This is a genomic window from Stenotrophomonas sp. SMYL41 (assembly GCF_036319965.1).
GTDB lineage: Bacteria > Pseudomonadota > Gammaproteobacteria > Xanthomonadales > Xanthomonadaceae > Stenotrophomonas > Stenotrophomonas maltophilia_R.
Genome location: NZ_JAWIRX010000005.1, coordinates 1 through 25,224 on the forward strand (window position 1 = coordinate 1; position 25,224 = coordinate 25,224).

Consider the following 25,224-nt stretch of genomic DNA (forward strand, 5'->3'; position numbering starts at 1 on the left):
GCGGCCGGCACTACCGGTAGATCCCCGCCGTGTGTGGATGCGGCGCCAGCCAGGGTTGGTCGCTCTCCACGGCAGGTCCGGAAGCGGTCTTTTCCTGACCCATCACGCAAAGGCAGGCAAAAAAACGGCGCCCTGCGGGCGCCGTTTTCATCAGCTCGCGTTGCAGGCCCCGATCAGGCGGCCCGCGAGACCTCGTGCGGTTCCTGTTGGCGGAACACCGACACCGCCTCGGTGAGCGTACCTGCCTGCGATTGCAGCTCGCGTGCTGCGGCGGTCGCTTCCTCCACCAGCGCGGCGTTCTGCTGGGTGGCCTGGTCCATCTGCACCACGGTCTGGTTGATCTGCTCGATGCCGATCGACTGTTCCTGCGAGGCCGCCGAGATCTCGTGCATCAGGTGGCTGACATTCTCCACGCCCCCGACAATGCCCTGCATATGTTGTCCGGCGTCGGCCACCAACTGGGCACCTTCGCCGACCTGGCGACCGGCTTCATCGATCAGCTTCTTGATTTCCTGTGCGGCGGCGGCCGAACGCTGCGCCAGCACGCGCACCTCGCTGGCCACCACGGCGAAGCCACGGCCCTGCTCGCCGGCACGCGCGGCTTCCACCGCGGCATTGAGCGCGAGGATGTTGGTTTGGAAGGCGATACCATCAATCACGCCAGTGATGTCGCCGATCCGCTTCGAGGCGCCTTCGATCGCCTGCATGGTGTCGATCACCCGCTGCATGGCGACGTTGCCGTCGCTGGCGGCGGCCTGCGTGGTGACCGCGAGCTGGCTCGCCTCGCGTGCATGGGCAGCGTTCTGGCGCACGGTGGCGGTCAGCTCCTCCATCGAGGCGGCGGTTTCCTGCAGGTGCGCCGCCTGGCGCTCGCTGCGCTCGGACAGCGCGCCATTGCCCGCAGCGATTTCGCTTGCAGCGGTGCTGATCGAGGCGGCGCACTGCTGGATGCGGCCGACCATGCGCGCCAGCTGGGCGGCGGTGGCGTTGGCATCGCGCTGGATCGCAGCGAAGGCGCCGTGATACTCGCCGTGCATGCGTCGATCGAGATCGCCGCTGGCCAGCGCCGAGAGCATCTCCCGCACTTCATCGACGGTACTGCCCAATGTATCCAGCAGCTGGTTGATGCCACCGGTCAGGCCATCGAGGAAGCTGGCGCCTTCGGTTGCCTGCAGGCGCTGGTCGAGATCGCCGGCGGCGGCGGCCGCGACGATGCCGGCGACGGCGTTCTCCAGCGCGAGCTCATGGGTACGGTCATGCCACTCCACGGCGAAGCCCAGGCGCAGGCCCTGTGCGTCGAAGACCGGAGTAACCACCTGGGCGAAGTGCACTGGGCCGATCTGGACCTTGCCGTTGTGGGTGACCTGCAGGCCATTGAGGATGGCGCGGATGCGGTCCGGGTTGGCGTGGAAGCGATGGATGCTGCTGCCCACCAAGCGCTCGGCATCGAAATCGGGGAAGGCCTGGCGCAACGTTGCCTGCTGGTTGCGCAGCAGGGCTACCACCGAGCGGTTCACGTAGCGGATCACGTGGTCGTTGTCGGCAATCATCATCGCGGTGCGCGAGGCATCGAGGGCCTGGCGGATCTGCGCGTTCTCGGCGTGCGCCTCCGCCTCGCGTCCACGCTGGGCCTGCACATGGCGTGCAGTGTCGGCCAGCGCATGGGCCAGCGAACCCGGTGCGTAGGCGCTGGTGTCGGCGTGTGCACCAAGATCGGCACCGGTGGCGATATCGCGCGCCAGTGCAGCCAACCGGCGGGGGCCGTGGCCGAGTGCTTCGGTCTGCTGGCGGAGCCGCAGTGCGACCTGGCCAAGGAACAGGGTCAGGCCGGCGAGCATGGCGGCCTGCAGCAGTGTCGGCCCCACCGCGGCACCCGCCTGCAGCGGTGCCAGCAGTGCGAGCGTGCCGATGCTACCGGCCAGCCACACCGGCAGGCGATCGCGATGGCCCAGCAGCACGCCCAGCAGCAGGGCGATCGGCAATGCCGGCGACAGGCCGGCGAACGCGCACAACAGGGCCAGCTGCAGCGACAACAGTATCGCCAGGCCGTTGCGCGCGATCCCGCGGCCTGCCAGCGGACCAGCCAGCCACAAGGCGGGCAACACCGCGCCCGCGGCCAACGCGGCGGTCATTCCGTGCGGACCGCGCAGGGCCAGCACCAGGCCAGTCACGGCCAGCGCTGCGCTGCCGATCAGCAGGCGGCGGTCGGCGCCGCGGGCGAGCTGCTGCAGGTGCGACAGGCGGGCGGTATCGGGGGGACGGGCGGATGCATTGGACATCGGAGGCTCCTGGATCAGCAGACGACAACGAGCACGCCGCAGCGCACGCAGCAGGGCGTGACCAGGGCGGGTGCCGGGAATTCGGGGGAAGCGGCGCGATCAGCGACGCGGAGACGGGACACCGCGGCCACATCCTGTGGGTGACGGTGCAGCAGAGCGGGCATGCGGACTTCCTTGCAGAACCAGACACATGCCGCAGGACCGACCGGACCCGCGTGCAGCGGGCGCAGGGGCCCGCAACTGATGTATCGGCCGCAAACGCGCAGAGTGAAGCGCGCGGTCGCCTGCGCTCAGCCGGCGTTGTCGTTGCTGAAGAAGCGCAGGATCACCTCGGCGATTGGCGCCGGCGCTTCCATGTGCAGGTGGTGGTTGCCGGGAAACACTGCCAGCCGTCCATCGCGCAGGTGCTGCAGGCGATCGCTGCGCATCGGCTCGGGATAATAGGACTGCGCCGGTGTGGCATAGATCACCTGCGTCGGGCAGGCGATGGCCTGCAGCAGGTTGTCGATCTGGCCTTCACTGAGGCGGATCGCGGTGGGGAGCATCAGGCGTGGATCACTGCACCAGCGATAGCCGCCTTCGACCGGTTCCACGCCGCGCTCGACCAGCAGCCGTGCGCACGGTTCGCTGAGCTGGTTGGTCATCATCCGTGCGCGGATCGGCGCGGCCAGGTCGGGGAACACGCGCAGCTGCTTGCGCGCCAACGCACGAGTGGCGTTCACATGCTCGCGCAGGCGATGGGCGGTTTCTTCCTCGGGGCCGCGCAGGCCGCCGAGTGCTTCGATCGCCACCAGGCGTTCGACACGGTCGCTGACCGAGGCGGTAAGGCTGGCGATGCCAGCGCCCATTGAATGGCCGAGCACGCTGAAGCGGTCCCAGCCCAGCGCGTCGGCGACATCAAGTACGTGGCAGATCGCGGCCGCCGTGGTGTAGCTGGCACCGGCCGGCAGATGCGCACTGTGGCCATGGCCGGGCAGGTCGATCGCCACCAGCTGCAGCGAAGACAGATGCGGTGCCAGTGGTACGAAGCTGGCGGCGTTGTCGAGCCAGCCATGCAGGGCCAGCACGCGCGGGCCCTCGCTGCTGTTGCGCAGGCCGGCGACGCGCGCGCCAACGACCTCGAGTTCAAAGGGCTGCAGATTCATGCCAGCGAGGCCACGGCCAGTCGCGCCAGGGCGCGCGCGTGTTCCGGTTCGGCGTTGAGGCAGGGGATGTAGCGCATCGTCGCGCCGCGTTCCGCCAGCGTTTCGGTGAAGCCCATCGCGACTTCTTCCAGTGTTTCCAGGCAATCGGTGGCGAAGCCGGGGCAGACCACGTCGATCTGCTTTACGCCGGATTCGGCCAGCGCCCATAGGCTCGGCTCAGCGTAAGGCTGCAGCCAGCGCTCGCGGCCGAAGCGCGACTGGTAACCCATCTGCCAGTCGTCCTTGCCCAGGCCCAGTGCGTTGGCGATGGCCTGCGCGCTGGCTTCGCAGCGCTGCGGGTACGGATCACCCGCGTCGGCCAGGCGCTGTGGGATGCCATGGAAGGAGAACATCAGTGTATGGCCGCGACCGTGCTGATCCCAGTAGCGCCGGATCGAGCCGGCAACCGCTTCGACCCAGCCCGGGTCGATCGAGTAGTCACGCACCAGGCTGACAGTCACGCCCGGATTGCGGCGCTGCCAGGCGTCGACGCGGTCTTCGACCGAGGCGGTGGTGGTGGTCGAATACTGCGGGTACAGCGGCAGCACCACGATGCGGCGTGCGCCTTCGGCGGCGAGGCGGTCGAGCTCGCTGGCCAGGGCCGGCTCGCCGTAGCGCATCGCATGACGCACTTTCAGGGTTGGCAGCAGGGCCTGCATCGCCTGCGCCAGCTGCCGGGTATGGACCATCAGTGGTGAGCCATCCGGCAGCCAGACCTGGGCGTACTTGGCCGCCGAACGGCTGCTGCGCAGCGGCAGGATCAGCCCGCGCAGCAGCGGCTGCCACAGCAGCGCCGGGATCGAGACCACGCGGGGGTCGGACAGGAATTCGGCCAGATAACGGCGTACGGCGGGGGCCGTCGGCGTCTCGGGCGTGCCTAGGTTGACCGCCAGCACGGCGGTATCGGGTGCGTCGAGCATGGCGTGTATTGTCGCCGATCCGATGCCGCGCCGGGATGCAGGGTTCCGATTGCAGGCATAGCGCGCCTCAATACAAGCAGGGAGCGCTCATTGGCGATTCATGACAACACCACTAATTTCAGTCACTTGCTATATCTTCCTATGGACTGACTTCTGGAGCCTGCCATGCGTCGCCCGATCCAAGCCCTGCTGATCGCCGCCAGCCTGCTGTCCAGCCAGGCCATGGCCGGACCGCAGGAAGACCAGCGTGCCCGCAATGCCGTGCGTGTGCTGGCTGAAATCCAGGAAATCCCTGAACAGGGAATTCCGGACAAGTTGCTCGACGAAGGCCGCGCGGTCATCGTCATTCCCGACACGATCAAGGCCGGTCTGGTCATTGGCGGACGCCGCGGCCACGGCCTGATGTCGGTGCGCATGCCCAATGGCGCGTGGTCCAGCCCGGTATTCGTGAAGCTGACCGGTGGCAGCATCGGCTTCCAGGCCGGCGTTCAGTCTTCGGACGTGGTGCTGGTGTTCCGCAACGACCGCAGCCTGGACAACCTGGTCAACGGCAAGTTCACCCTCGGCGCCGATGCCGGCGTTGCCGCCGGTCCGGTGGGCCGCAATGCCGCTGCGGCCACCGACGGCCAGCTGAAGGCCGAAATCTGGTCCTGGTCGCGTGCCCGCGGCCTGTTCGCCGGTGTTGCGTTGGATGGCGCGGTGCTGCAGATCGACGATGCCGCCAACCTTGAGGCCTACGGCAGCAACACCACGCCGCGGATGATCTTCGAAGGTCGCGCCGTTGGATCGCCGTCGATGGACGTGGTCGCCTTCCGTGATCGTCTGGAAGAGGCTACCTACACTGCCCGCAACAACCGCAATGGCAACGGTGGCAACGGTGGCAACGGTGGCAACGGTGGCAACGCGCGCCCGGTGCCGGCCCCGGCTGCCGCTCCTGCGCCTGTTCAGGCAGCACCGGCCGCCCCGGCCGAAGCCACCACCGCACCGCTGCAGAACGTCCCGCAGAACCCGCCGCCGCAGCAGCAGGGCTTCCAACCGGTCAACGACGGCGAAATCCGCACGGAAACGCTGGGCGGAAACTGACTTTCGTCACGCGCGCCGGCTAACAGCCGGTGCGCTATGCTCGACAGCCTGATCACTAACGTAACGAGCGTCTTTATGGGCAGTTTCAGCATCTGGCATTGGTTGGTCGTGCTGGCCATCGTCCTGCTGGTGTTCGGCACCAAGCGCCTGACCAGTGGCGCCAAGGACCTCGGCTCGGCGGTCAAGGAATTCAAGAAGGGCATGCGCGACGAGGACAAGCCGAACGCGCAGCTGGGTGACGAATCGCGCAGCCAGGATGCCTCGCGCACCGCGCAGGACGAGCACGACCGCACCCCTCGCTGATCCGGAGCGGTTGCGGTGTTCGATATCGGCTTCAGCGAACTGCTGGTGATTGCAGTGGTCGCCCTGGTGGTGCTCGGTCCCGAGCGCCTGCCCAAGGCGGCCCGCTTCGCCGGCCTGTGGGTGCGCCGCGCCCGCAATCAGTGGGATTCGGTGAAACAGGAACTGGAGCGCGAACTGCAGGCCGAGGACATCAAGCGGCAGATGCAGGACGTGCGCCAGGGCATGCAGGAGACCGAGAACCAGCTGCGCGCCAGCGGTGAAGCGATCCGTCGCGAAGCGCAGGACGCGCAGCGGCAGGGCGATACGCTGGCGCAGGAGGTACGCGCACCGGCGCCCGCGGATCTGCCGCCGCATATGAGCGGCCTGCCCCATGCCGATGCACCGGTACAGGAGCGCGTTGCTCCCGAGCCGACGCCGGCGACAACCCCTGAAGCCGGTGCACCGCCGCCGCAGAGCACGGAGCGCGCCAGCCATGAGTGAACAGGATTTCGGCGAAAGCTCGCTGGTCGAACACCTGGTGGAACTGCGCGGCCGCCTGGTACGCGCATTGCTGGGCCTGGGCGTGGCGCTGCTGGCGCTGCTGCCGTTTACCCAGAAGCTGTACAACGCGCTGGCCGAGCCGCTGGTATCGCAGCTGCCGAACGGGCAGACGATGATTGCGACCAATCCGGCTGGCGCCTTCTTCGCACCATTGAAGCTGACCTTCTTCGTGGCCCTGTTCGTGGCGGTGCCGTGGCTGCTGTACCAGCTGTGGGCGTTCGTTGCCCCGGGCCTGTATGCGCGCGAGAAGCGCCTGGCGGTGCCGTTGCTGGTGTCTTCGGTGCTGCTGTTCTACACCGGCTGTGCCTTCGCCTACTTCCTGGTGCTGCCGGCGGTGTTCCATTTCCTGACCACCTTCAGTCCGGACGTGATTGCGATCACCCCGGATGCGAACGCCTACCTGGATTTCGTGCTGGCGATCTTCTTCGCCTTCGGTGGCAGTTTCGAACTGCCGGTGGCAATGGTGATCCTGGTGCTGCTGGGCTGGGTGACGCCGCAGCAGTTCAAGGAGGGCCGGGGTTACGCGATCGTCGGCATCTTCGTGGTGGCGGCGGTGCTGACCCCGCCGGACGTGGTCTCGCAACTGATGCTGGCGATACCGATGTGCCTGCTGTACGAGCTGGGCATCCATGCCGCGCGCTGGCTGGTGCCGTCGTCGGTGGTGAAGAAACCCGCCGCCTGAAAAGAAAAGGGGACGGAGGGGATTAAGTCGTTAGCTGCACACACTGGGCATAAACGACTTAATCCCCTCCGTCCCCTTTTTTCGTCAGGCGTGGAAGACGTCGCTCGACGTCGGCGTGGTCGGGATCGGCGGCGCGGCGCGGCTGCCGCGGTGCACGAACATCTGCTTCCACGCGGCGTACACCGCACCGACATACAGCGGCATCAGCACCGTGGTCAGTACCAGCTGCGCGATGAAGGCGGCGGCCAGCGGGCCACCGATCAGCATCGCGATCTGGATAACGATCACGAACAGGATGTAGATGCAGAACGCGGCGATCAGGCCGAGTACGGCGAACACGATCATCGCGCCGATGTTCTCGACGCAGCCCTGCAGGCTCAGGCGCAGGGCGTGCATGCCGCTCTGCTTGTCGAACACCACCAGCGCCGGCTGGGTGAACATCGCCAGCGACAGCGCAACCGCGCTCAGGAACACCAGCAGCATCCACAGCGCAATGCGCTTGGCCGGCAGGTTGGCCACCAGCGCAGCGGCATCGTCCGGCTTGATCTGCTGGCCACTGCGGCTGATCTCTTCCATCTTGGTCATGACCTCGCTGAAGGCGGTGAAGCCCTCGCGGCCGATCATCATGAACAGCAGCGCGCCCAGCAGCAGTACTGCCAGTACCTGGATCGCCAGCGGTACCAGCAGGTGGCTGACGCGATGGTCGCGGATCGGCTGCAGCAGGTGCGAGGCCAGGCCCGGGCGGCCTTCGTCGATCTCACCCACGGCGTACAGCATGCCGCCGAACATGATCGGCGAGATGGCCAGGGTCATCAGCTGCACCGCCATGCCGGCGGCGCCGGGAATCAGCGTCGACAACAGGGTGACCACCCAGCTCACCAGCAGCCAGGCCAGGCCGATCCGGGCCAGCTGCAGCGGCGCACGCCGGTACAGCGAGAACGTATCCAGCAACCACTGGGCGCCCGCCGAGGCCGGCAGCTTGCGAATCTCTTTCATGGACATCCGGGTAGGACAGGAGGGGGGCCGGGCGGCTGCCCGTGCCGCTGATTATCCCTGTTTTGCCGCCGGCTGGGCTGAAGGCAGCCGCGCCTGGCGAACGAAGCGGCGCAGCAGCTGGCGGGCCAGCGGTGCGGCGCTGACTGCACGCTCGATGCTGCGGGCACAGCCGCCGTGGCGGCCGATGCAGTCGGCGCGGGCACGCACATAGCCGCGCATGTGGTGGGTGGCGAATTCGGGATGGAACTGTACGCCCCAGGCTTGGCGCCCCCAGCGGAAGGCGTGGCACCCATCCAGCGGGGAGCGTGCCAGCACTTCGGCACCATCGGGGGCGCGCAGCACGGTCTGCAGGTGGGTGGCGTGGGCAGCGAAGTGCTGCGGCAGGCCCTGGAACAGCGGGTCCTGCGCGGCCTGCGGCTGCAGCTGCAGTTCAATCGTGCCGGACTCGCGCCCGGCCGGGTTGTAGGCGACCTCCCCGCCCAGTGCGTGCGCCAGCAACTGATGGCCGTAGCAGATGCCGAATACCGGCAGGTCAGCGTGGGCGGTCTGGCGCAGCCACGCCGCGCTGCGCTCGCTCCATTCGGCATGGTCGGTGACGAAGGCGGCCGAGCCGGTCACCAGCACACCGGCGAAGCCATGCGCATCGGGCAGGGCATCCCCGTGTTCGACATCCACCACCACGGTCTCGTGCTCTTCCAGCCCGGCGGCGACGCGGATCCAGTGCGGGAAGCGCCCATAGCGGCGCAGTGCCGGCACCGGTCGGCCGGTTTCAAGGATCAGGAACGGGGCTGGGTTCATCCGGGGGCGGCAGCACTGACAGGACTTCCTCGATTGTAGTCAGCCCCTGCGCCACCTTTTCAAGCCCGGCCTGGCGCAGGGTTCGCAGCCCTTCAGCCCGCGCGGCACGGGTGAAACCGGCCAGATCCATGTCGGCGCGGATCTGGCCGCGCAGCCGCGAGCCCAATGGCAGCAACTCATACAGGCCGATGCGGCCGAGGAAACCGGTGCGCCGGCACTCCAGACAACCGACCGGCCGACAGGGCGTGGCGGCATCTGGATATGCGGCTTGGCTATCAGCCAGCACGGCCCAATCGGCGGCGCCGAGGCTGTGCGGCTGCTTGCAGTGCGGGCACAGCGTGCGCACCAGGCGCTGGGCAAGGATGCCGTTGAGGGTGCTGGCCAGCAGGTAATGCGGCACGCCCAGGTCGAGCAGGCGGGTGACCGCCGACGGCGCGTCGTTGGTGTGCAGGGTGGACAGCACCAGGTGGCCGGTCAGCGACGCCTGCACCGCCATCTGCGCGGTTTCCAGGTCGCGGATCTCGCCGATCATGATGATGTCCGGGTCCTGCCGCAGCAGGGTGCGCACGCCGCTGGCGAAGTCCAGGTCGATGTTGGCCTGGACCTGCATCTGGTTGAACTCGGGCGCGATCATCTCGATCGGGTCCTCCACCGTGCACACGTTCACGTCCGGCGTGGCCAGCCGCTTCAGCGTCGAATACAGGGTGGTGGTCTTGCCGGAGCCGGTCGGGCCGGTGACCAGCACGATGCCGTGCGGACGCTCGACCAGCGCATTCCAGCCGGCGGCCTCCTGCGGGCTGAAACCGAGCTGGTCGATGCTCTTGAAGGCGGCATCGGGGTCGAAGATGCGCATCACGCACTTCTCGCCGAACGCGGTGGGCATGGTCGACAGACGCATCTCGACTTCGCGGCCACCTGGCGAGCGGGTCTTGATGCGGCCGTCCTGCGGGCGCCGGCGTTCGGCCAGGTCCATGCGGCCGAGCACCTTGATGCGGCTGACCACGGCGGTCATCACCGCTGGTGGCACCTCGAACACCTTGTGCAGCACGCCGTCGATGCGGAAGCGCATGCGCCCCATTTCGCGGCGCGGCTCCAGGTGGATGTCCGAGGCGCGCTGTTCGTAGGCGTACTGCAGCAGCCAGTCGACGATGTGCACGATGTGCTGGTCGTCGGCGTTGACGTCGCCCGTGCGGCCCAGCTCGACCAGCTGCTCGAAGCTGGGCAGGGTGGTGTTGGCCTCGCCGCGGACGTCGCCGCGGGCGCCACGCACCGAGCGGGTCACCCCGTAGAACTCCATGGTGTAGCGGTGCAGGTCCAGCGGATTGACCACCGCCAGCTCGATGCGGCGGCGGGTCAGGTGCTGCAGGTCGCGGCGCCATTCCTGTACCAGCGGCTCGCTGGTGGCCACCAGCACGCGCTCTGCATCCACCGCCAGCGGCAGGAAGCGGTGGCGGCGGGCATAGGCGTGGGAGACCAGCGCGGTGACGGCCGCGACGTCGACCCGGGTCGGATCGATGCGCAGGTAGCGGCTGCCGGTCCGCCGGGCCAGCCATTCGGTCAGGCGCTCCAGGGTCAGCTCGCCACCGTCGCGGGCGGCCAGCTTGAGGTTGGACAGCAGCACCAGCGGATGCACTTCACTGGCATTGCGCGCGCCCTGCGCGGAAAACCGCATGCGCTCGCCCTCGTGCTCGGCGACCAGGCCGTCGGCCAGCAGCGCCGCACCGACCTGTTCGAAATGCAGGCGGCCCCACGGCAGCGGGACGCCGCCTGGCTCGCCGGGCGTGCCCACCGGCAGCCGATGTTCCATCTGCCTGCTCCTCCCGGGTACGGAATGCCCCGCAGGTCGGCCGTTATACTAGCGCACCCCCTTGCCGGCCAAGACTCGTACGCATGTCCGCGACCCCGACCGTTCCGATCACCTTCCAGGGCCTGATCCAGACCCTGAACCAGTTCTGGGCCCAGCAGGGCTGCGTGCTCATCCAGCCGCTCGACCTGGAGGTGGGCGCCGGTACCTTCCACCCGGCCACCTTCCTGCGTGCGATCGGTCCGGAAAGCTGGAACGCGGCCTACGTGCAGCCGTCGCGCCGCCCGACCGACGGCCGTTACGGCGAGAACCCGAACCGCCTGCAGCGCTACTACCAGTACCAGGTGGCGATGAAGCCGGCACCGGACAACATCCAGCAGCTGTACCTGGATTCGCTGAAGGCGCTGGGCATCGATCCGCTGGTGCACGACCTGCGCTTCGTCGAGGACAACTGGGAATCGCCGACGCTGGGCGCCTGGGGCCTGGGCTGGGAAGTCTGGCTCAACGGCATGGAAGTGACCCAGTTCACCTACTTCCAGCAGGCCGGTGGCCTGGAGTGCCGCCCGGTGCTGGGCGAGATCACCTACGGTCTCGAGCGCCTGTGCATGTACCTGCAGAACTGCGACAACGTCTACGACCTGGTGTGGACCTACGGCCCGGACGGCCAGCCGGTGACCTACGGCGACGTCTACCACCAGAACGAGGTGGAGCAGAGCACCTACAACTTCGAATACGCCGACGTGGAAGAGATGTTCCACCGCTTCGACGCCTGCGAACGTGAAGCGCAGAAGCTGGTGGAAGTGAACCTGCCGCTGCCGGCCTACGAGCAGGTGATGAAGGCCAGCCACACCTTCAACCTGCTCGATGCGCGCCGCGCGATCAGCGTGACCGAGCGCCAGCGCTACATCCTGCGCGTGCGCGCGCTGGCCCAGGCGGTGGCCAGGGCGTACTACGAGCAGCGCGAGAAGCTGGGCTTCCCGGGTGCGAAGAAGGCCTGACGGCTCTCCCGCACCGACCCGCTTTTCACCCACTACCCGGGGCGCCGGACGCGTTGCGCGCTGCGCCCCCACCACAGGATCGAACCGATGAGCCAACTGTCCCCCCTGCTGATCGAACTGGGCACCGAGGAGCTGCCGGTCAAGGCGCTGCCGGGCCTGGCCCAGGCGTTCTTCGACGGTGTTGTCGAAGGCCTGCGCAAGCGCGGCGTCGCGCTGGAACTGGGCGACGCGCGCCCGCTGTCGACCCCGCGCCGCCTGGCCGTGCTGCTGCCGGGCGTCGGCCTGGAGCAGCCGGAACAGCACAGCGAAGTGCTGGGCCCGTACCTGAACATCGCGCTGGACGCCGCAGGCCAGCCGACCAAGGCCCTGCAGGGCTTCGCCGCCAAGGCCGGGATCGACTGGACCGCGCTGGAGAAGACCACCGACAACAAGGGTGAGCGCTTCGTGCACCGCGCGGTGACCCCGGGCGCGAGCACCGCCAGCCTGCTGCCGGAGATCCTGCGCGAGGCGATCGCGGCGATGCCGATTCCCAAGCCGATGCGCTGGGGCGACCACGCCTGGGGCTTTGCTCGCCCGGCGCATTGGCTGGTGCTGCTGCACGGTGCCAACGTGGTCGAAGCCGAGCTGTTCGGTTTGCAGGCCGGCCGTGTCAGCCGTGGCCATCGCTTCCACCACGATCAGACGGTGTCGCTGGCACAGCCGCAGGACTACGTGGAAGCCCTGCGCGCGGCGTTCGTGCTGGTCGACCCGAGCGAGCGCCGTGCGCGCATCGTGGCCGAGGTCGAGGCCGCCGCGGCCAAGGCCGGTGGCAGCGCCCGCATCACCGACGACAACCTGGAGCAGGTGGTGAACCTGGTCGAGTGGCCGTCGGCAGTGCTGTGCAGCTTCGAGCGTGCGTTCCTGGCGGTGCCGCAGGAAGCGCTGATCGAGACGATGGAGATCAACCAGAAGTTCTTCCCGGTGCTGGATGCTGCGGGCACCCTGACCGAGAAGTTCATCGGCATCGCCAACATCGAATCGAAGGACGTGGCCGAAGTGGCCAAGGGCTACGAGCGCGTGATCCGCCCGCGCTTCGCCGACGCCAAGTTCTTCTTCGACGAGGACCTGAAGCAGGGCCTGGTGTCGATGGGCGAGGGCCTGAAGACGGTGACCTACCAGGCCAAGCTGGGCAGCGTGGCCGACAAGGTCGCGCGCGTGGCCGCCCTGGCCGAGGTGATCGCACCCCAGGCCGGGGCCGATGCCGCGCAGGCCAGGCGTGCCGCCGAGCTGGCCAAGAACGATCTGCAGTCGCGCATGGTCAACGAGTTCCCGGAGCTGCAGGGCATCGCCGGTCGCCACTACGCCGTGGCTGGTGGCGAATCGGCCGAGGTCGCGCTGGCCATCGACGAGGCCTACCAGCCGCGCTTCGGTGGCGATGACATCGCGCTGTCGCCGCTGGGCAAGGTGCTGGCGATCGCCGAGCGCGTCGACACGCTGGCCGGTGGCTTCGCCGCTGGCTTGAAGCCGACCGGCAACAAGGACCCGTTCGGCTTGCGCCGCAACGCGCTGGGCCTGGCCCGCACGATCATCGAAAGCGGCTTCGAGCTGGACCTGCGCGCGCTGCTGGCCAGCGCCAACGCCGGCCTGGCCGCGCGCAACGTGCAGGCCGATGTCGGCGAGCTGTACGACTTCATCCTCGACCGCCTGAAGGGCTACTACGCCGACAAGGGCGTGCCGGCCACGCACTTCAACGCCGTCGCCGAGCTGAAGCCGGCCTCGCTGTACGACTTCGACCGCCGCCTGGATGCGATCGGCACCTTCGCGGCACTGCCGGAAGCGGAGGCGCTGGCTGCGGCCAACAAGCGCATCCGCAATATTCTGCGCAAGGCCGAGGGCGACATTCCGGCCCAGATCGACCCGGCGCTGCTGCAGGAAGATGCCGAACGCGCGCTGGCCGAAGCGGTCACCGCAGCCATCGACGACACCGGCGCCAGCCTGCAGCACAAGGATTACGTGGCCGTGCTGGCCCGCCTGGCCCGCCTGCGCCCGCAGGTCGACGCCTTCTTCGATGGCGTGATGGTCAATGCGGAGGATCCGGCGCTGCGTGGCAACCGCCTGGCGCTGCTGACAATGCTGGGCGAGCGCCTGGGCAAGGTCGCGGCGATCGAGCATCTGTCGAGCTGACGCCCGTATCGGTAGTGCCGGCCGCTGGCCGGCATTACCACCGCGCACCGCATCGACGGCGGATGTCCATCGGGGTCATTGCCGGCATCGCGCACGATGCCGGCATCCTCGCCTGCGATCACGACGATCGCCACAAAGGCGCGTATTTTGACCGCCACTTAACAACCGATCCCGAATGACGTGATGCATTTCGCATCGTCACCTCCGGTCGGTATGCTGTGCCGCATGCAGCCAAAGAAATACGCCCTGCCGCTGATGGTCCTGTCGCTGGCCGCCACTTCCGTGGCCCACGCGCGCGGCACCATCGACAAGGTGGACATCAAGGGATTGGACAAGGGCGACGACGCCGCGATCATCGAGAACATCCAGGAATCGCTGTCGCTGTACGACACGATCGGCAAGGTACAGGGCGAATCGCGCCTGGAATACCTGCTGTCACAGGCCGAGCGGCAGACCCGCCAGGCACTGGAGCCGTTCGGGTACTACAACCCGGTGATCAAGGTCGAGGCGCCGCGCGAGGACGAACACGTGCGGGTGCTCATCCATGTCGACAAGGGCACCCCGGTGACCGTGCGCCGCGAGCACATCGACATCACCGGCCCGGCGATGTACGACCAGTACCTGCAGGACGATCTGGCCGCGTTCAAGCCGCGCAAGGGCCAGCGCTTCGAGCACACCCAGTACGAAGCCAGCAAGATCACCATCACCCGGCGCCTGGCCGAGCGTGGTTATTTCGATGCCGACTACACCCAGCGCCAGGTGCAGATCACCCGCGCCGACAATGCCGCCGACATCGACCTGACCTGGGACAGCGGCCGCCGCTACAACATGGGCCCGGTGCGTTTCGAACAGGACTACTTCGTCGACAAGCTGTTCGATCCGCTGGTGTACTGGGACCAGGGCAGCTACTACCACGAGGGCAAGCTGGACCGCCTGCGGCAGTCGCTGACCAAGCTGGATTACTTCAGCGTGATCGACATCCAGCCGCGGCCGGACCAGGCCAACGAAAACGGCGACGTGCCGGTGGACGTGAAGCTGACCCGGGCCAAGCGCACCATCTACACCGCCGGCCTGAGCTACGGCAGCGAGAGCGGCCCGGGTGTGCGCGGTGGCATCGAGCGGCGGTTCCTGAACAACCGCGGCCATAAGATGAACACGCAGCTGGACTATGCGCAGAAGCGCAAGAGCCTGGTGACCAGCTACCGCATCCCGGCGTTCAACTGGCTCGATGGCTGGTACACCTTCGCTGCCAGTGCGTATGACGAGCAGACCGACTACATCGACCTGCGCAACTTCAAGCTGATTGCCAGCCGCAGCGGCGAGATCAACGAGCACTGGACTGCGATCGCCTCGGTCAACGCACTGCGCGAGCGCTGGCGCTATGCCTCCGGCACCGAATTCACCGACGCCGTCTACAACACCTCGACGCTGGTGTACCCGCAGATGGTTGCCGACTACGTCAACGTCGACGACGAGATGTTCCCACGCAAGGGCATCAGCGGCACCGCGACGATGCGTGCCGGTGTCGAAGGTGCCGGCTCGGATACCAGCTTCGTGCAGGCCAACGCCGTGTTGCGCTGGTACATCCCGGTGGGCGAAAGCAATCGCCTGATCCTGCGCGGCGAAGGTGGCACCACCTGGACCAGCGACCTGGTGGCGATGCCGCCGAGCCTGCGTTACTTCGCCGGCGGCGACCGCAGCATCCGTGGCTACGCTTATCGTGAGGTCGGCCCGCGCACGCCGGCGCCGGACAAGTACGCGCTGGGCGCCAAGAACCTGGTGATCGGCTCGGCCGAGTACGAGCACTATTTCAATGGGGGCCCTTGGGGCGCGGCGGTATTCGTTGACACTGGCAGTGCCTTTGACGACACCATCGACCTGCATACCGGCGTTGGCTTCGGCGTGCGCTGGAAATCGCCAGTGGGCCCGGTGCGCATCGACGTGGCGCATGGCCTGAACAACCCGGATTCGCAGTTCCAGCTGTACCTGAACATCGGAGCGGACCTGTGAGCACGCCTGCACCGACCCCCAGCACGCCGCCGCCGCGCGTGCGCTTCTACCGCCGCCGCCGCTTCTGGGCGTGGTCCGGCGCCGGCGTGATCGGGCTGGTGCTGCTGGCCCTGCTGGCGGTGTACTGGTTGCTGCAGACCGTGGCCGGCCGCGATGTGCTGCTGGCACAGGTGGTGGCGCGGCTGCCGGTGGGCGCCAGCTTCACCTGGGACAAGGTGGACGGCCCGGTGGCTGGCCCGCTGACCCTGTACAACGTCGACTTCCGCTACGACGACATCCATTTCCATGCCGAGCGTGCACACCTGGAGCCGGACCTGCGCCCACTGCTGGGCCGCAAGCTGCTGCTGGACAAGCTGGAGCTGACCAATGCGACGTTGAACCTGGCCAAGAGTGACGAGCCGTTCAAGCTGCCGTCCTGGCCCGATTCGCTGCCGCAGATTGAAATGCCGCTGGCGATCCAGGCCGATGCCATCGCCATCGATGGTTTCCGCATCAGCCAGGCCAACGAGCCGGTGATCGACATCAGCCGCGTGCGTGGCGGCATCGAGATCGCCAACGGCGAGTTCCAGGCGCGCAAACTGGTCGTGGACAGCGACATGGGCAATTTCACCGCCCAAGGCCGCTACATCCCGGCCAAGGACTACGACACCGACGTGACCGTCACCGCAGTGCTGCCGGCCCCGCGTGGTCGCACCGCCGCGACGCTTGGCCTGGTCGCCCGTGGTGACCTGTCGCACATGGAAGTCGCGCTGGCTGGACGTGCGCCGAAACCGCTGCACGCGATGCTGGTGTTCGATGGCCGCACCGACCCGAGCTGGAGCGCCAGCGTGCGCAGCGACGAGCTGGATCTGGCGCTGCTGTCGCCGGCACTGGCCAGCTCGGCGATCGCGCCACTGGCACTGGATTTCACCGCCGCCGGAAAGGGCGGCAACGCCAATCTGCGCGGCAAGGTAAAGCAGGGTGATCAGGAACTGGAGCTGGCACCGTCGGTGGTGTCGCTGCAGGACCAGGTGCTGAAGGTTTCACCGCTGCTGGTGAAGGGCCTCGGTGGCGAAGCCCGCCTGGAGGGCACGGCTGACTTCAGCCAGGAAGACCAGCAGAAGCTCAACTTCTCGGTGGTCGCACGGGACCTGACCTATGTGCCGGTGCCCGATCCGAACACCGCCGGCAGCGCACCGGTGCCGGTGACCCTGAAGGAAGCACGCTTCGGCCTGGCCGGCACGTTGAAGGCCTGGGCCGCGATCGGCCGCGCCGAGGTGGAGCGAGATGCGCAGAAGGCGCAGCTGCGCTTCGACGTGCGCGGCAACGACCAGGCCGCGTCCATCCACCAGCTGCAGGCGCAGACCCCGGGTGGGCAGCTGCAGGTGGAAGGCCAGGTGGCCTGGGCGCCGCAGCTGGACTGGGACGCCAAGGCCACGCTGAAGGACTTCGACCCCGGCTATTTCGTGCCGGGCTGGAACGGCCGCCTGTCCGGCAACCTGGCCTCCAAGGGCCGCCAGCTGCCGCCGCCGGCCAATGCCGCACCGGGCACCGCCGGAACGCTGGAAGCCACGGTGGACCTGCCCTCGCTGAAGGGCATGCTGCGCCAGCGCAACCTCGACGCTCAGGGCAAGTTCGCGCTGCAGGGCGCGCAGGGCCAGGGCGACCTGAAGCTGTCGCTGGGCAGCAGCCGGGTGACCGCGTCGGGCAAGGTCGGCGACCGCCTCGACATCGATGCGCGTTTCGAACCGCTGCAGCTGAGCGACCTGCTGCCGGGCGCCGATGGTGGCCTGCGTGGCCAGGTGCAGGTGAAGGGCCCGCGCGATGCGCCGGACATCACCGCCGACCTGGTCGGCAACAATCTCAACTGGGACGGCTACGGCGCCGAGAGCGTGAGCATCAAGGGCCACCTGCCCTGGCGTGGCGACAGCGGCACGCTGGCGGTGCAGGGCCAGCAGGTCAACGCTGGCATGCTGCTGGAACGCTTGAATGTGGATGCGCAGGGCAGTGTCTCCAACCTGCGCCTGGCAGCGCAGACCCGCAACGAGATGGGCGCGATCGAGCTGCAGGGCAGCGTGCGCCAGCAGGGTGCGCAGTGGCGTGGCGAGCTGGCATCGCTGCGCATCGCACCGGTGAAGGGCGATGCCTGGTCGCTGCGTGCACCGGCGGCGTTCGCGATCAACGGCAGCACCTACACGCTGTCCGAAGCCTGCCTGGTCGCCGCCAGCAGCGGCGCACTGTGCGCACAGGCCAACTGGCCGCGCGAGGGCCTGGTGGTGCGCAGTGATGCGCTGCCGTTGGCGCTGGTACAGCCGTGGTTGCCGCCGCAGTCCGGCCGTCGCATCTACCTGCGTGGCGATGTCAGCCTGGATGCGCAGATCCGCCCGCGCGGCAACGCCTGGGAAGGCCATGTGGAAGTGCGCTCGAAAGAAGGCGGCGTGCGCCTGGGCGAGAACCGCAACGCCGTGGGCGACACCACCCGTGGCGAGCTGGTGCGCTATGACCAGTTCTCGCTGAAGCTGGACATGACCCCGGCCAGCATCAAGGGCTACCTGGGCATGGGCTTCCAGGGCAACGGCTTCGTCGACGCCAGGATGCAGACCGGCTGGGAAGCCAGCGCACCGCTGAACGGAGAGCTCTACCTCAACATGTCGCGGCTGTATTGGCTGGAGCTGTTCTCGCCGGACATCGTGCGGCCGACCGGCCTGATCGAAGGCCACGTCAGCCTGCGCGGCACGCGCGGCCAGCCGTCGCTGGGCGGTGACGCGCAGCTGAGCAACTTCAAGGGTGAATTCCCGGCGCTGGGCCTGACCTTCGACCAGGGCAAGGGCAGCTTCGTGGCCCAGCCCGACGGTTCGGCCAAGATCACTGCGCAGGCCAACTCGGGCCAGGGCACGCTGTACGTGGATGGTGGCCTGTCGTGGTTCGGCGATGCACAGCCGCTGCAGCTGAAGATCCACGGCGAGAATGTGCTGCTGTCCAACACCAGCGAACTGCGCATCGTCGCCAATCCCAACCTCGACTTCACCCTGGCCAAGGCCGCGATGGAGCTGCGTGGCACGGTGCACGTGCCCGAGGCCGACATCGATCTGGAGCGCCTGGACCGCGGCACCTCGGTGTCCGAAGACGTGGTGGTGCTCGACCCGGCCGATCCGGAAGAGTCGCGCACTTCGCCGCTGGACATGGACCTGGTGGTCAGCCTCGGTGACAAGGTGAAAATGACCGGCTTCGGTCTGAAGGGTGCACTGACCGGCAAGATGCAGGTCTGGGCCAAGCCCGGCCGTGAAATGACCGCCAATGGCGGCCTGGAAGTGAGCGGCCGCTACAAGGCGTATGGGCAGGACCTGACCATCACCCGCGGCAACCTCACCTGGAACTACAACGCGGTGTCCGACCCGCGCATCAACATCCGCGCCGAGCGCCGGATCGGTGATGTCACCGCCGGCATCGACGTGACCGGGCGTGCGCAGCAGCCGCGCGCGGACGTGTGGTCCGATCCGGCGATGTCGCAGTCCGAGGCACTGGCCTATCTGGTGCTGGGACGCAGCCTGACCGGTGCCAGCAGCGACCAGACCCAGCAGGTCAACGCGGCCTCGGCGGCACTCTCTGCCGGCAGTGGCCTGCTGGCCTCGCAGCTGGGTGCCAAGCTGGGCCTGGACGATGCCGGCGTGAGCCAGTCGCGCGCGCTGGGTGGCTCGGTGATCGGCGTTGGCAAGTACATCTCGCCCAAGCTGTACGTCGGCTACGGCGTGTCGCTGGTCGGTGCCGGTTCGGTGATCACGCTGAAGTACCTGCTGCGCCGCGGCTTCGATGTGGAAGTGGAATCGAGCACGGTGGAAAACCGTGGGTCGATCAACTGGCGGCGGGAGAAATAACCCGCCGCACATGGATGCATCATTGCGGCGATCTGCGCCGCAGCACCTGGGTGCGGGCCCAATAGCCCAGCACGATCACCAGCCCCAACCAGGGAAAAATCAGGCCGGGAATCATGCTGACGCGGTCCAGGGCGCCATGGTCGGCCATACCGAGCCGCTGGCGCTGCGTGGTGGTACCGATGAATGCCACCAACCAGAGCGCGAACACCAGTCCACGAGCCAACAGGATCCCAGACATATCCGGGAACGACTCATGCTGGAACAGCAGCAGAAGGCCGGCACCGACAACGACAATAACTGGAAGCGAGGCGACCTGCCGCCAGCTTCCAGCCGCAACCGGGTTCACCTGCCAGCTGATCAGCATCCGTAATCCGCAGATCAGGTACCAGCCGAATGGAATCAGCAGCGTGCCGATCGCGAGGCTGAGCGCGGCCTTCGCACCGCCGGTCATGCCGCCCTCGGTGGAGGCCAGTGGCCAGCTGTTGATCACGCCGACCAGGCAGATCGTGCCGCACAGCAGGCCGGCCAACCAGGCCCGAAGGGCGGCCACCTGCGAACGCAGAGGATCCTGACGGCTGCCGAAGCGACTCCAGAACGCCACCTGCGTGGCGGACAGGCCTGGCGGCAGCTCACGATCGGGCCAGTAACGCAGTGCCGCCAACGTCAGCACCGTGATGTCGGGCCGCGACCACGGCAGCGACTCCAGCAGGTTGCGCCAGCGGCTGCGCGGGCGGCGCAACCGGTCCAGCACCGGGCGCATATCCGGGCGCACGATGGAGGTGTCCAGCCGCGAAACATGCCACGCCAGGCGCTGCCGGCCCGCATCCGTGAGCATCCAGGCCTGATCGCAGCGACGCACGATCCGCTGCAGATCCTCGGCATCGAGTCCGTTGCCGATATCATCCCAGCCGAAGCTGCTGGCCATGTGCTCGACCACCTCCCGCGGCAGAGGCGGGGACGCCTCGCGCAGTTGCTCCAGCAGGGACGCCGCGATGAGCGGCTTGTCATGCAGGGACCATAGCTCGGGTTGAGCCTGCAGCCAGGTTTCCAGCGCGGGCACGGTCGTGTCATCGTCGCTGCCCCGGGCAGCTGCAGCCAGTCGGATCAGGATGGCCGCGACCATCTGATCCACTGAACGCAGTGGCGATCGCTCGCCGTCGCCAGCAGGGGCGAGCGTGGGTTGCGGTGCCAGGGCGTGCGCCGTTGGTAACGCGTCAGGCCCGTGCGGATCGCTCTGCGACGGCTCTACCACCTTGTCCAACCCGGTGTCGGCTGGCGGCATCGGTGTGGTCTGCACGATCCGGACAGGGTCATGGCCGTATGGCCCGCGTTCCTGCTCCAGCTGGCGATCCAGCGCGATCGCTGCGTGTATCGCATCGATATGTGCACGCGACGCCGGTTCCAGCGATGGATCCTGCATCGGCGGCAAGGCGTGCTTGTCCTGATCGATGTCGAGGGGCTGAGCGCGTTGTTTCACCCATGACAACGCAGACTGGTAAGCCTCATGCAGGTGCTGGAACGCAACCGGATCATCGTCAGGCCGGGTTACCCGCAACAGCCTGGCGTAGGCTCGCTTGATCGCCCGCTCGTCAGCATCCTCGTCCAGTTCGAGGACGTCCAGCCCCCGCCTCATGCATCGATCTCCAGCGAATCCATGGCGTGGGTCAATTCCTCGCGGTGGCGTTCGATACGGGCCAGGTCCTGGCTCTCCAGCGCAGCATGGAACTGCGACAGCCATCTCTGCAGGGTATCGCGCTGGTCGAGGCACTCTTCGTAAAGCCGACCCAGTCGGGCCACTACGGCCAGGTTCGGTTGATCGTCGCGCGGATGCACTTTCAATGACTGCAGTGCCGCGAGCCGCTGCTGGATCTCGTCCGGTGACAGCAGGCCGGGGTTCTGTTCCAGGATCAGCTCATGCCGGGTCCCGCTGGCATGTTCGGTCACCTCCACCTGCAGCAATCCGTTGACGTCGTAGGTGAAGCGGGCAGTCACGCTTTTTTCCTGGGCCGGGCCCTTTCCCTTCAACGGAATGCGGATTTCACCCAGTTTGATGTTGCGGTCCACGGTGGGGCTTTCGCCCTGGTAGATGTCCAGTACCAGCTGTGTCTGTGCATCGTTGATTGGGCAGAAATCGTCCTCGCGGCTGACCGGCACCACGCTGTTGCGCTGGATGATCGGATGGAAGTAGCCGCCGCGCTCCTGGCCGGATGCATCGCGACGGCACACCTGTATGCCCAACGTATAGGGGCAGACATCGGTCAGCACGGTTTCGCGCAGTGACTGGTCGCGCGCTTTAAGGCCGGCCGCCACGGCCGCGCCCATGGCGATGGCCTGGTCCGGGTTGACATGCCGCAATGGCAGGCGACCGAACATGCGGGTCACCAGCCGGCTGATCATCGGCATGCGGACGGCACCGCCCACCAGCACGATGTCGTCCAGCGCCTCCGGCTTCAGGCGGGCATCACGGATGGCCCGTTCGATGGGCGCACGCATGCGCTGCAGCAGGGGGTCGCACAACTGCGCGTAGCGTGCCTCATCCAGCTGCCAGTCCAATTCGCGGCCTTCCAGGTTGAACTGCAGGTGGCCGCTGCCCTGTTGGCTCAGTTCGCGCTTGAACAGTTCCAGCCGGCGCAGCAGCTGTGCACGTTCGCCCGGGGCGATCATGGCCGCCCGCAGGCCCTGTTCGGCCAGCAACGCCTGCTCGAGCACCCGCAGGAAGTCTTCCCCGCCAAGGAAGTTGTCGCCGGCGCTGGCATGGACTTCCACCACACCTTCGAACAGCTCCAGGATGGAGACATCGAAGGTGCCACCGCCAAGGTCCAGTACCAGCACCCGAGCTTCCTCCTCGCGCTGCTGCAGGCCATAGGACAGCGCGGCGGCGGTGGGTTCGTTGATCAGGCGCTCGACCCGGATGCCAGCCAGTTCGCCGGCGGCGCGGGTGGCCTTGCGCTGGGCGTCGGAAAAATACGCAGGCACGCTGATGACCGCTTCTTCCACTTTCTGCCCGAGCACGGCTTCCGCATCGGCCAGCAATGAACGCAGCACCAGCGCCGAAAGCTCCTCGGGACGGAATACGCGATCGCCCAGCCGGGTTTCACGGTTGCTGCCCATCCAGCGTTTGAAATGGGCCACGCTCTGGTCAGGGTGGCTGATCAGGCGATCGCGAGCGGGAGCACCCACCAGCACAATGTCGCCGTCGAGACTGACTACCGACGGGGTCAACAGCTCGCCATGGGCATTGGGGAACAGGCGCGGTCCATCCGACGAATGCACACCGATGAGCGAGTGCGTCGTGCCCAGGTCGATTCCAACAATCATCTGCTGACGTCCGTTGTGCAGGGAACCGCGATTGTAGGAGTGGCCCCGACCCCCTGACCATCGGGCGTTGCCCGACAGCGCCCCACGGGCTATGGTCCCGGGCTGTTCTGTCGTACCGGATTGCCTCATGTCACCACGCAAAGCCCTTCCCACCGCCCTGGCCCTGGGCCTGACCCTCGCCGCCGGTGCCCACGCCGATGAAGGCATGTGGATGCCGACCCAGCTGCCGGAACTGGCCAAGCCGCTGCAGGCCGCAGGTTTCAAGGGCAATCCGGCCGACCTGGCCAACGTCACTGCGCCGCCGCTGAGCGCCGTGGTGCGTGCCGGCGGCGGCACCGGTTCGCTCGTGTCCGCCGACGGCCTGCTGCTGACCAACCACCACGTGGCGATGGGCGTGATCCAGTACAACAGCTCGCCCGAGCACGACCTGATCACTGGTGGCTTCATCGCCAGGGACCGTGCCGACGAGCGCCCGGCCAACCCGGACTTCCGCGTGCTGGTCACCGTCGGCTTCGACAAGGTGACCGACCAGGTGCTGGCGCAGGCGCGTGGCAAGACCGGCCGCGCCTACTTCGATGCCGTCGATGCGGCCAGCAAGCAGATCGTGGCCGAGTGCGAGAAGGACGGCAGCGTGCGCTGCTCGGTGGCCAACATGTACTACGGCACCGATTTCTACCGCATTGCCCAGCTGGAACTGAGCGACGTGCGCCTGGTGTATGCGCCGCCACGTGCGATCGGCAACTACGGTGATGAGATCGACAACTTCATGTGGCCGCGCCACACCGGCGATTTCACCCTGCTGCGCGCCTATGTCGGCAAGGATGGCAAGCCAGCCGCCTACAGCAAGGACAACGTGCCCTACCAGGCACCGGCACACCTGCAGATGTCGGTGGAAGGCCCGAAGGAAGGCGATTACGCGATGCTGGCCGGTTATCCGGGCATCACCTATCGCCACCGTACCGCGGCCGAATTCGCCGGCCAGATCGATACCGTGCTGCCGCGCCGCGTGTCGGTGTTCCAGCAGATGATCGACACCATCGAGGCCGCCAGCGCCAAGGACGCGCAGGCGCGCACCCGCTACGCCTCGCAGCTGCAGTCGCTGAAGAACAACCGCAAGCGCGCCGCCGGTGAGCTGGAAGGCCTGCTGCGCAGCGACGCCAAGGCCCAGCGTGCGGCCGACGAGACGGCCATGCTGGCCGCCACCGACCGCAAGTACCAGAGCGACATCAAGGCGCTGCTGGCCAACCTGTCGCAGGGCGCGGCGGTGGGCGAGCGTGACCTGCTGCTGGAGCAGATGGCCGCGCAGAGCCAGCTGCTGCGTTCGGCGCTGCTGCTGGAGCGCCTGCGCATCGAATCGGCCAAGCCGGATGCGCAGCGCGAGAGCGGCTACCAGCAGCGCGACCAGGCGATGATCGAAGGCGTGCTCAAGCAGGTCCAGCGCCGCTACGCGCCGGAAGTCGAGAAGGCGCTGCTGACCACCCTGCTGACCCGCTACCAGAAGCTGCCGGACGCGCAGCGTGTGGCCGAGTTCGATACGGCCTTCGGCCGTACCCCGGAGCAGCTGGCCAAGGCACTGGACACCCTGTACGCCGGCACCCAGCTGGGTGACGAGGCGCAGCGCCTGTCGCGCTTCGCTGCTGCCCGCGAAGGCAAGGCGCTGGCTGCCGATCCGCTGATCGCCTTGGCCGGCCCGCTGGTGGCCGCGCAGCTGCGCATCGAGAACGAGAGCAAGACCCGCGAAGGCGAGCAGCTGCGCCTGCGCCCGGCCTACATGCAGGCGCTGTTCGCCTGGCGTGCCAAGCAGGGCCGCGCGGTGTACCCGGATGCCAACCGCACGCTGCGCATCAGCTACGGCAAGGTCGAAGCGCTGCATCCGCGCGACGGCGTGACCTACTCGCCGGTGACCACCGTGGCCGGCATCGTCGAGAAGAACACCAACGCCTATCCGTTCGATGCGCCCAAGCCGCTGCTGGCCGCCATCGCCAAGGGTGACTTCGGCAGCACCGCCGACCCGGCGCTGAAGACCCAGACGGTCAACTTCCTGACCAACCTGGATACCACCGGCGGCAACTCCGGCTCGCCGGTGCTCAACGCCAAGGGCGAACTGATCGGCCTGAACTTCGACAGCAACTGGGAATCGGTCAGCGCCAGCTGGTGGTTCGACCCGCGCTACAAGCGCGCCGTGCACGTGGACATGCGCTACCTGCGCTGGCTGCTGGCCAAGGTCTACCCGGCGCCGGAACTGCTGAAGGAAATGGGCGTGCCGGCCCAGTAAGAAGCCGGCCACGACCA

Annotated in this window: 17 protein-coding genes; 9 read left to right on the plus strand and 8 right to left on the minus strand. The window is 67.6% G+C overall.

Features of this window, described 5'->3' with window-relative positions:
• Window positions 1–173: 173 nt before the first annotated feature.
• The 3 genes from V3B30_RS07380 to hemH form a co-directional block, all read right to left on the minus strand.
• The gene (locus tag V3B30_RS07380) at window positions 174–2,279 is read right to left on the minus strand and encodes a methyl-accepting chemotaxis protein (protein WP_262084181.1); all 2,106 of its coding nucleotides are present in this window, start codon (window positions 2,277–2,279) and stop codon (window positions 174–176) included.
• Between the two features lie 290 nt (window positions 2,280–2,569).
• On the minus strand, window positions 2,570–3,424 hold the full coding sequence (locus V3B30_RS07385) for an alpha/beta hydrolase (protein WP_262084182.1): 855 nt from the start codon (window positions 3,422–3,424) through the stop codon (window positions 2,570–2,572).
• Entirely contained in the window at window positions 3,421–4,383 is a 963-nt protein-coding gene (gene hemH, locus V3B30_RS07390; protein ID WP_262084183.1) for a ferrochelatase, read from the minus strand. The genes V3B30_RS07385 and hemH overlap by 4 nt, the downstream gene beginning before the upstream one ends.
• A 165-nt stretch (window positions 4,384–4,548) precedes the next feature.
• Between hemH and V3B30_RS07395 the strand changes: the two genes are divergently transcribed.
• The 4 genes from V3B30_RS07395 to tatC all read left to right on the plus strand — a co-directional run bounded on the left by V3B30_RS07395 (window position 4,549) and on the right by tatC (window position 6,991).
• The gene (locus V3B30_RS07395; protein ID WP_329809645.1) at window positions 4,549–5,466 is read left to right on the plus strand and encodes a YSC84-related protein; all 918 of its coding nucleotides are present in this window, start codon (window positions 4,549–4,551) and stop codon (window positions 5,464–5,466) included.
• A 75-nt stretch (window positions 5,467–5,541) separates the two neighbouring features.
• Window positions 5,542–5,769 carry a Sec-independent protein translocase subunit TatA gene (gene tatA, locus V3B30_RS07400; RefSeq protein WP_012512521.1) on the plus strand — a complete coding sequence of 76 codons (228 nt, stop codon included), beginning with the start codon at window positions 5,542–5,544 and terminating at the stop codon, window positions 5,767–5,769.
• Window positions 5,770–5,784: 15 nt separating this feature from the next.
• Complete coding sequence (tatB, locus tag V3B30_RS07405) at window positions 5,785–6,249, plus strand: Sec-independent protein translocase protein TatB (protein WP_262084185.1); 465 nt, start codon at window positions 5,785–5,787, stop codon at window positions 6,247–6,249.
• On the plus strand, window positions 6,242–6,991 hold the full coding sequence (gene tatC, locus V3B30_RS07410) for a twin-arginine translocase subunit TatC (RefSeq protein WP_100474831.1): 750 nt from the start codon (window positions 6,242–6,244) through the stop codon (window positions 6,989–6,991). The genes tatB and tatC overlap by 8 nt, the downstream gene beginning before the upstream one ends.
• 84 nt (window positions 6,992–7,075) lie before the next feature.
• Here the strand turns inward: tatC and V3B30_RS07415 are convergent, their stop codons facing one another.
• From V3B30_RS07415 to V3B30_RS07425, 3 genes are read right to left on the minus strand one after another with little or no spacing between them, the layout of a single operon-like run.
• Entirely contained in the window at window positions 7,076–7,987 is a 912-nt protein-coding gene (locus tag V3B30_RS07415; RefSeq protein ID WP_262084186.1) for a BPSS1780 family membrane protein, read from the minus strand.
• A gap of 51 nt (window positions 7,988–8,038) precedes the next feature.
• Entirely contained in the window at window positions 8,039–8,785 is a 747-nt protein-coding gene (locus V3B30_RS07420; protein WP_262084187.1) for a glutamine amidotransferase, read from the minus strand.
• Window positions 8,757–10,592 carry a GspE/PulE family protein gene (locus tag V3B30_RS07425; RefSeq protein ID WP_049446899.1) on the minus strand — a complete coding sequence of 612 codons (1,836 nt, stop codon included), beginning with the start codon at window positions 10,590–10,592 and terminating at the stop codon, window positions 8,757–8,759. Before V3B30_RS07425 ends, V3B30_RS07420 begins: the two co-directional genes overlap by 29 nt.
• Window positions 10,593–10,675: 83 nt before the next feature.
• On the opposite strand from V3B30_RS07425, the gene glyQ reads away from it, so the two are divergent.
• From glyQ to V3B30_RS07445, 4 genes are all read left to right on the plus strand, one after another.
• On the plus strand, window positions 10,676–11,587 hold the full coding sequence (gene glyQ, locus V3B30_RS07430; protein WP_132811058.1) for a glycine--tRNA ligase subunit alpha: 912 nt from the start codon (window positions 10,676–10,678) through the stop codon (window positions 11,585–11,587).
• Window positions 11,588–11,674: 87 nt separating this feature from the next.
• Window positions 11,675–13,750, plus strand: a complete 2,076-nt coding sequence (glyS, locus tag V3B30_RS07435; RefSeq protein ID WP_262084189.1) for a glycine--tRNA ligase subunit beta — start codon at window positions 11,675–11,677, stop codon at window positions 13,748–13,750.
• A 213-nt stretch (window positions 13,751–13,963) separates the two neighbouring features.
• Window positions 13,964–15,760: an autotransporter assembly complex family protein gene (locus tag V3B30_RS07440; protein WP_100474825.1), complete on the plus strand. Its 1,797-nt coding sequence runs from the start codon at window positions 13,964–13,966 to the stop codon at window positions 15,758–15,760.
• Window positions 15,757–19,614 carry a translocation/assembly module TamB domain-containing protein gene (locus tag V3B30_RS07445; protein ID WP_262084190.1) on the plus strand — a complete coding sequence of 1,286 codons (3,858 nt, stop codon included), beginning with the start codon at window positions 15,757–15,759 and terminating at the stop codon, window positions 19,612–19,614. Before V3B30_RS07440 ends, V3B30_RS07445 begins: the two co-directional genes overlap by 4 nt.
• 19 nt (window positions 19,615–19,633) lie before the next feature.
• Here V3B30_RS07445 and V3B30_RS07450 read toward each other — a convergent pair whose 3' ends face one another.
• The gene (locus tag V3B30_RS07450) at window positions 19,634–21,247 is read right to left on the minus strand and encodes a J domain-containing protein (protein WP_262084191.1); all 1,614 of its coding nucleotides are present in this window, start codon (window positions 21,245–21,247) and stop codon (window positions 19,634–19,636) included.
• Window positions 21,244–22,932: a molecular chaperone HscC gene (locus V3B30_RS07455; protein WP_262084192.1), complete on the minus strand. Its 1,689-nt coding sequence runs from the start codon at window positions 22,930–22,932 to the stop codon at window positions 21,244–21,246. Before V3B30_RS07455 ends, V3B30_RS07450 begins: the two co-directional genes overlap by 4 nt.
• A gap of 127 nt (window positions 22,933–23,059) precedes the next feature.
• On the opposite strand from V3B30_RS07455, the gene V3B30_RS07460 reads away from it, so the two are divergent.
• On the plus strand, window positions 23,060–25,207 hold the full coding sequence (locus V3B30_RS07460; protein WP_262084193.1) for a S46 family peptidase: 2,148 nt from the start codon (window positions 23,060–23,062) through the stop codon (window positions 25,205–25,207).
• Window positions 25,208–25,224: the final 17 nt, after the last annotated feature.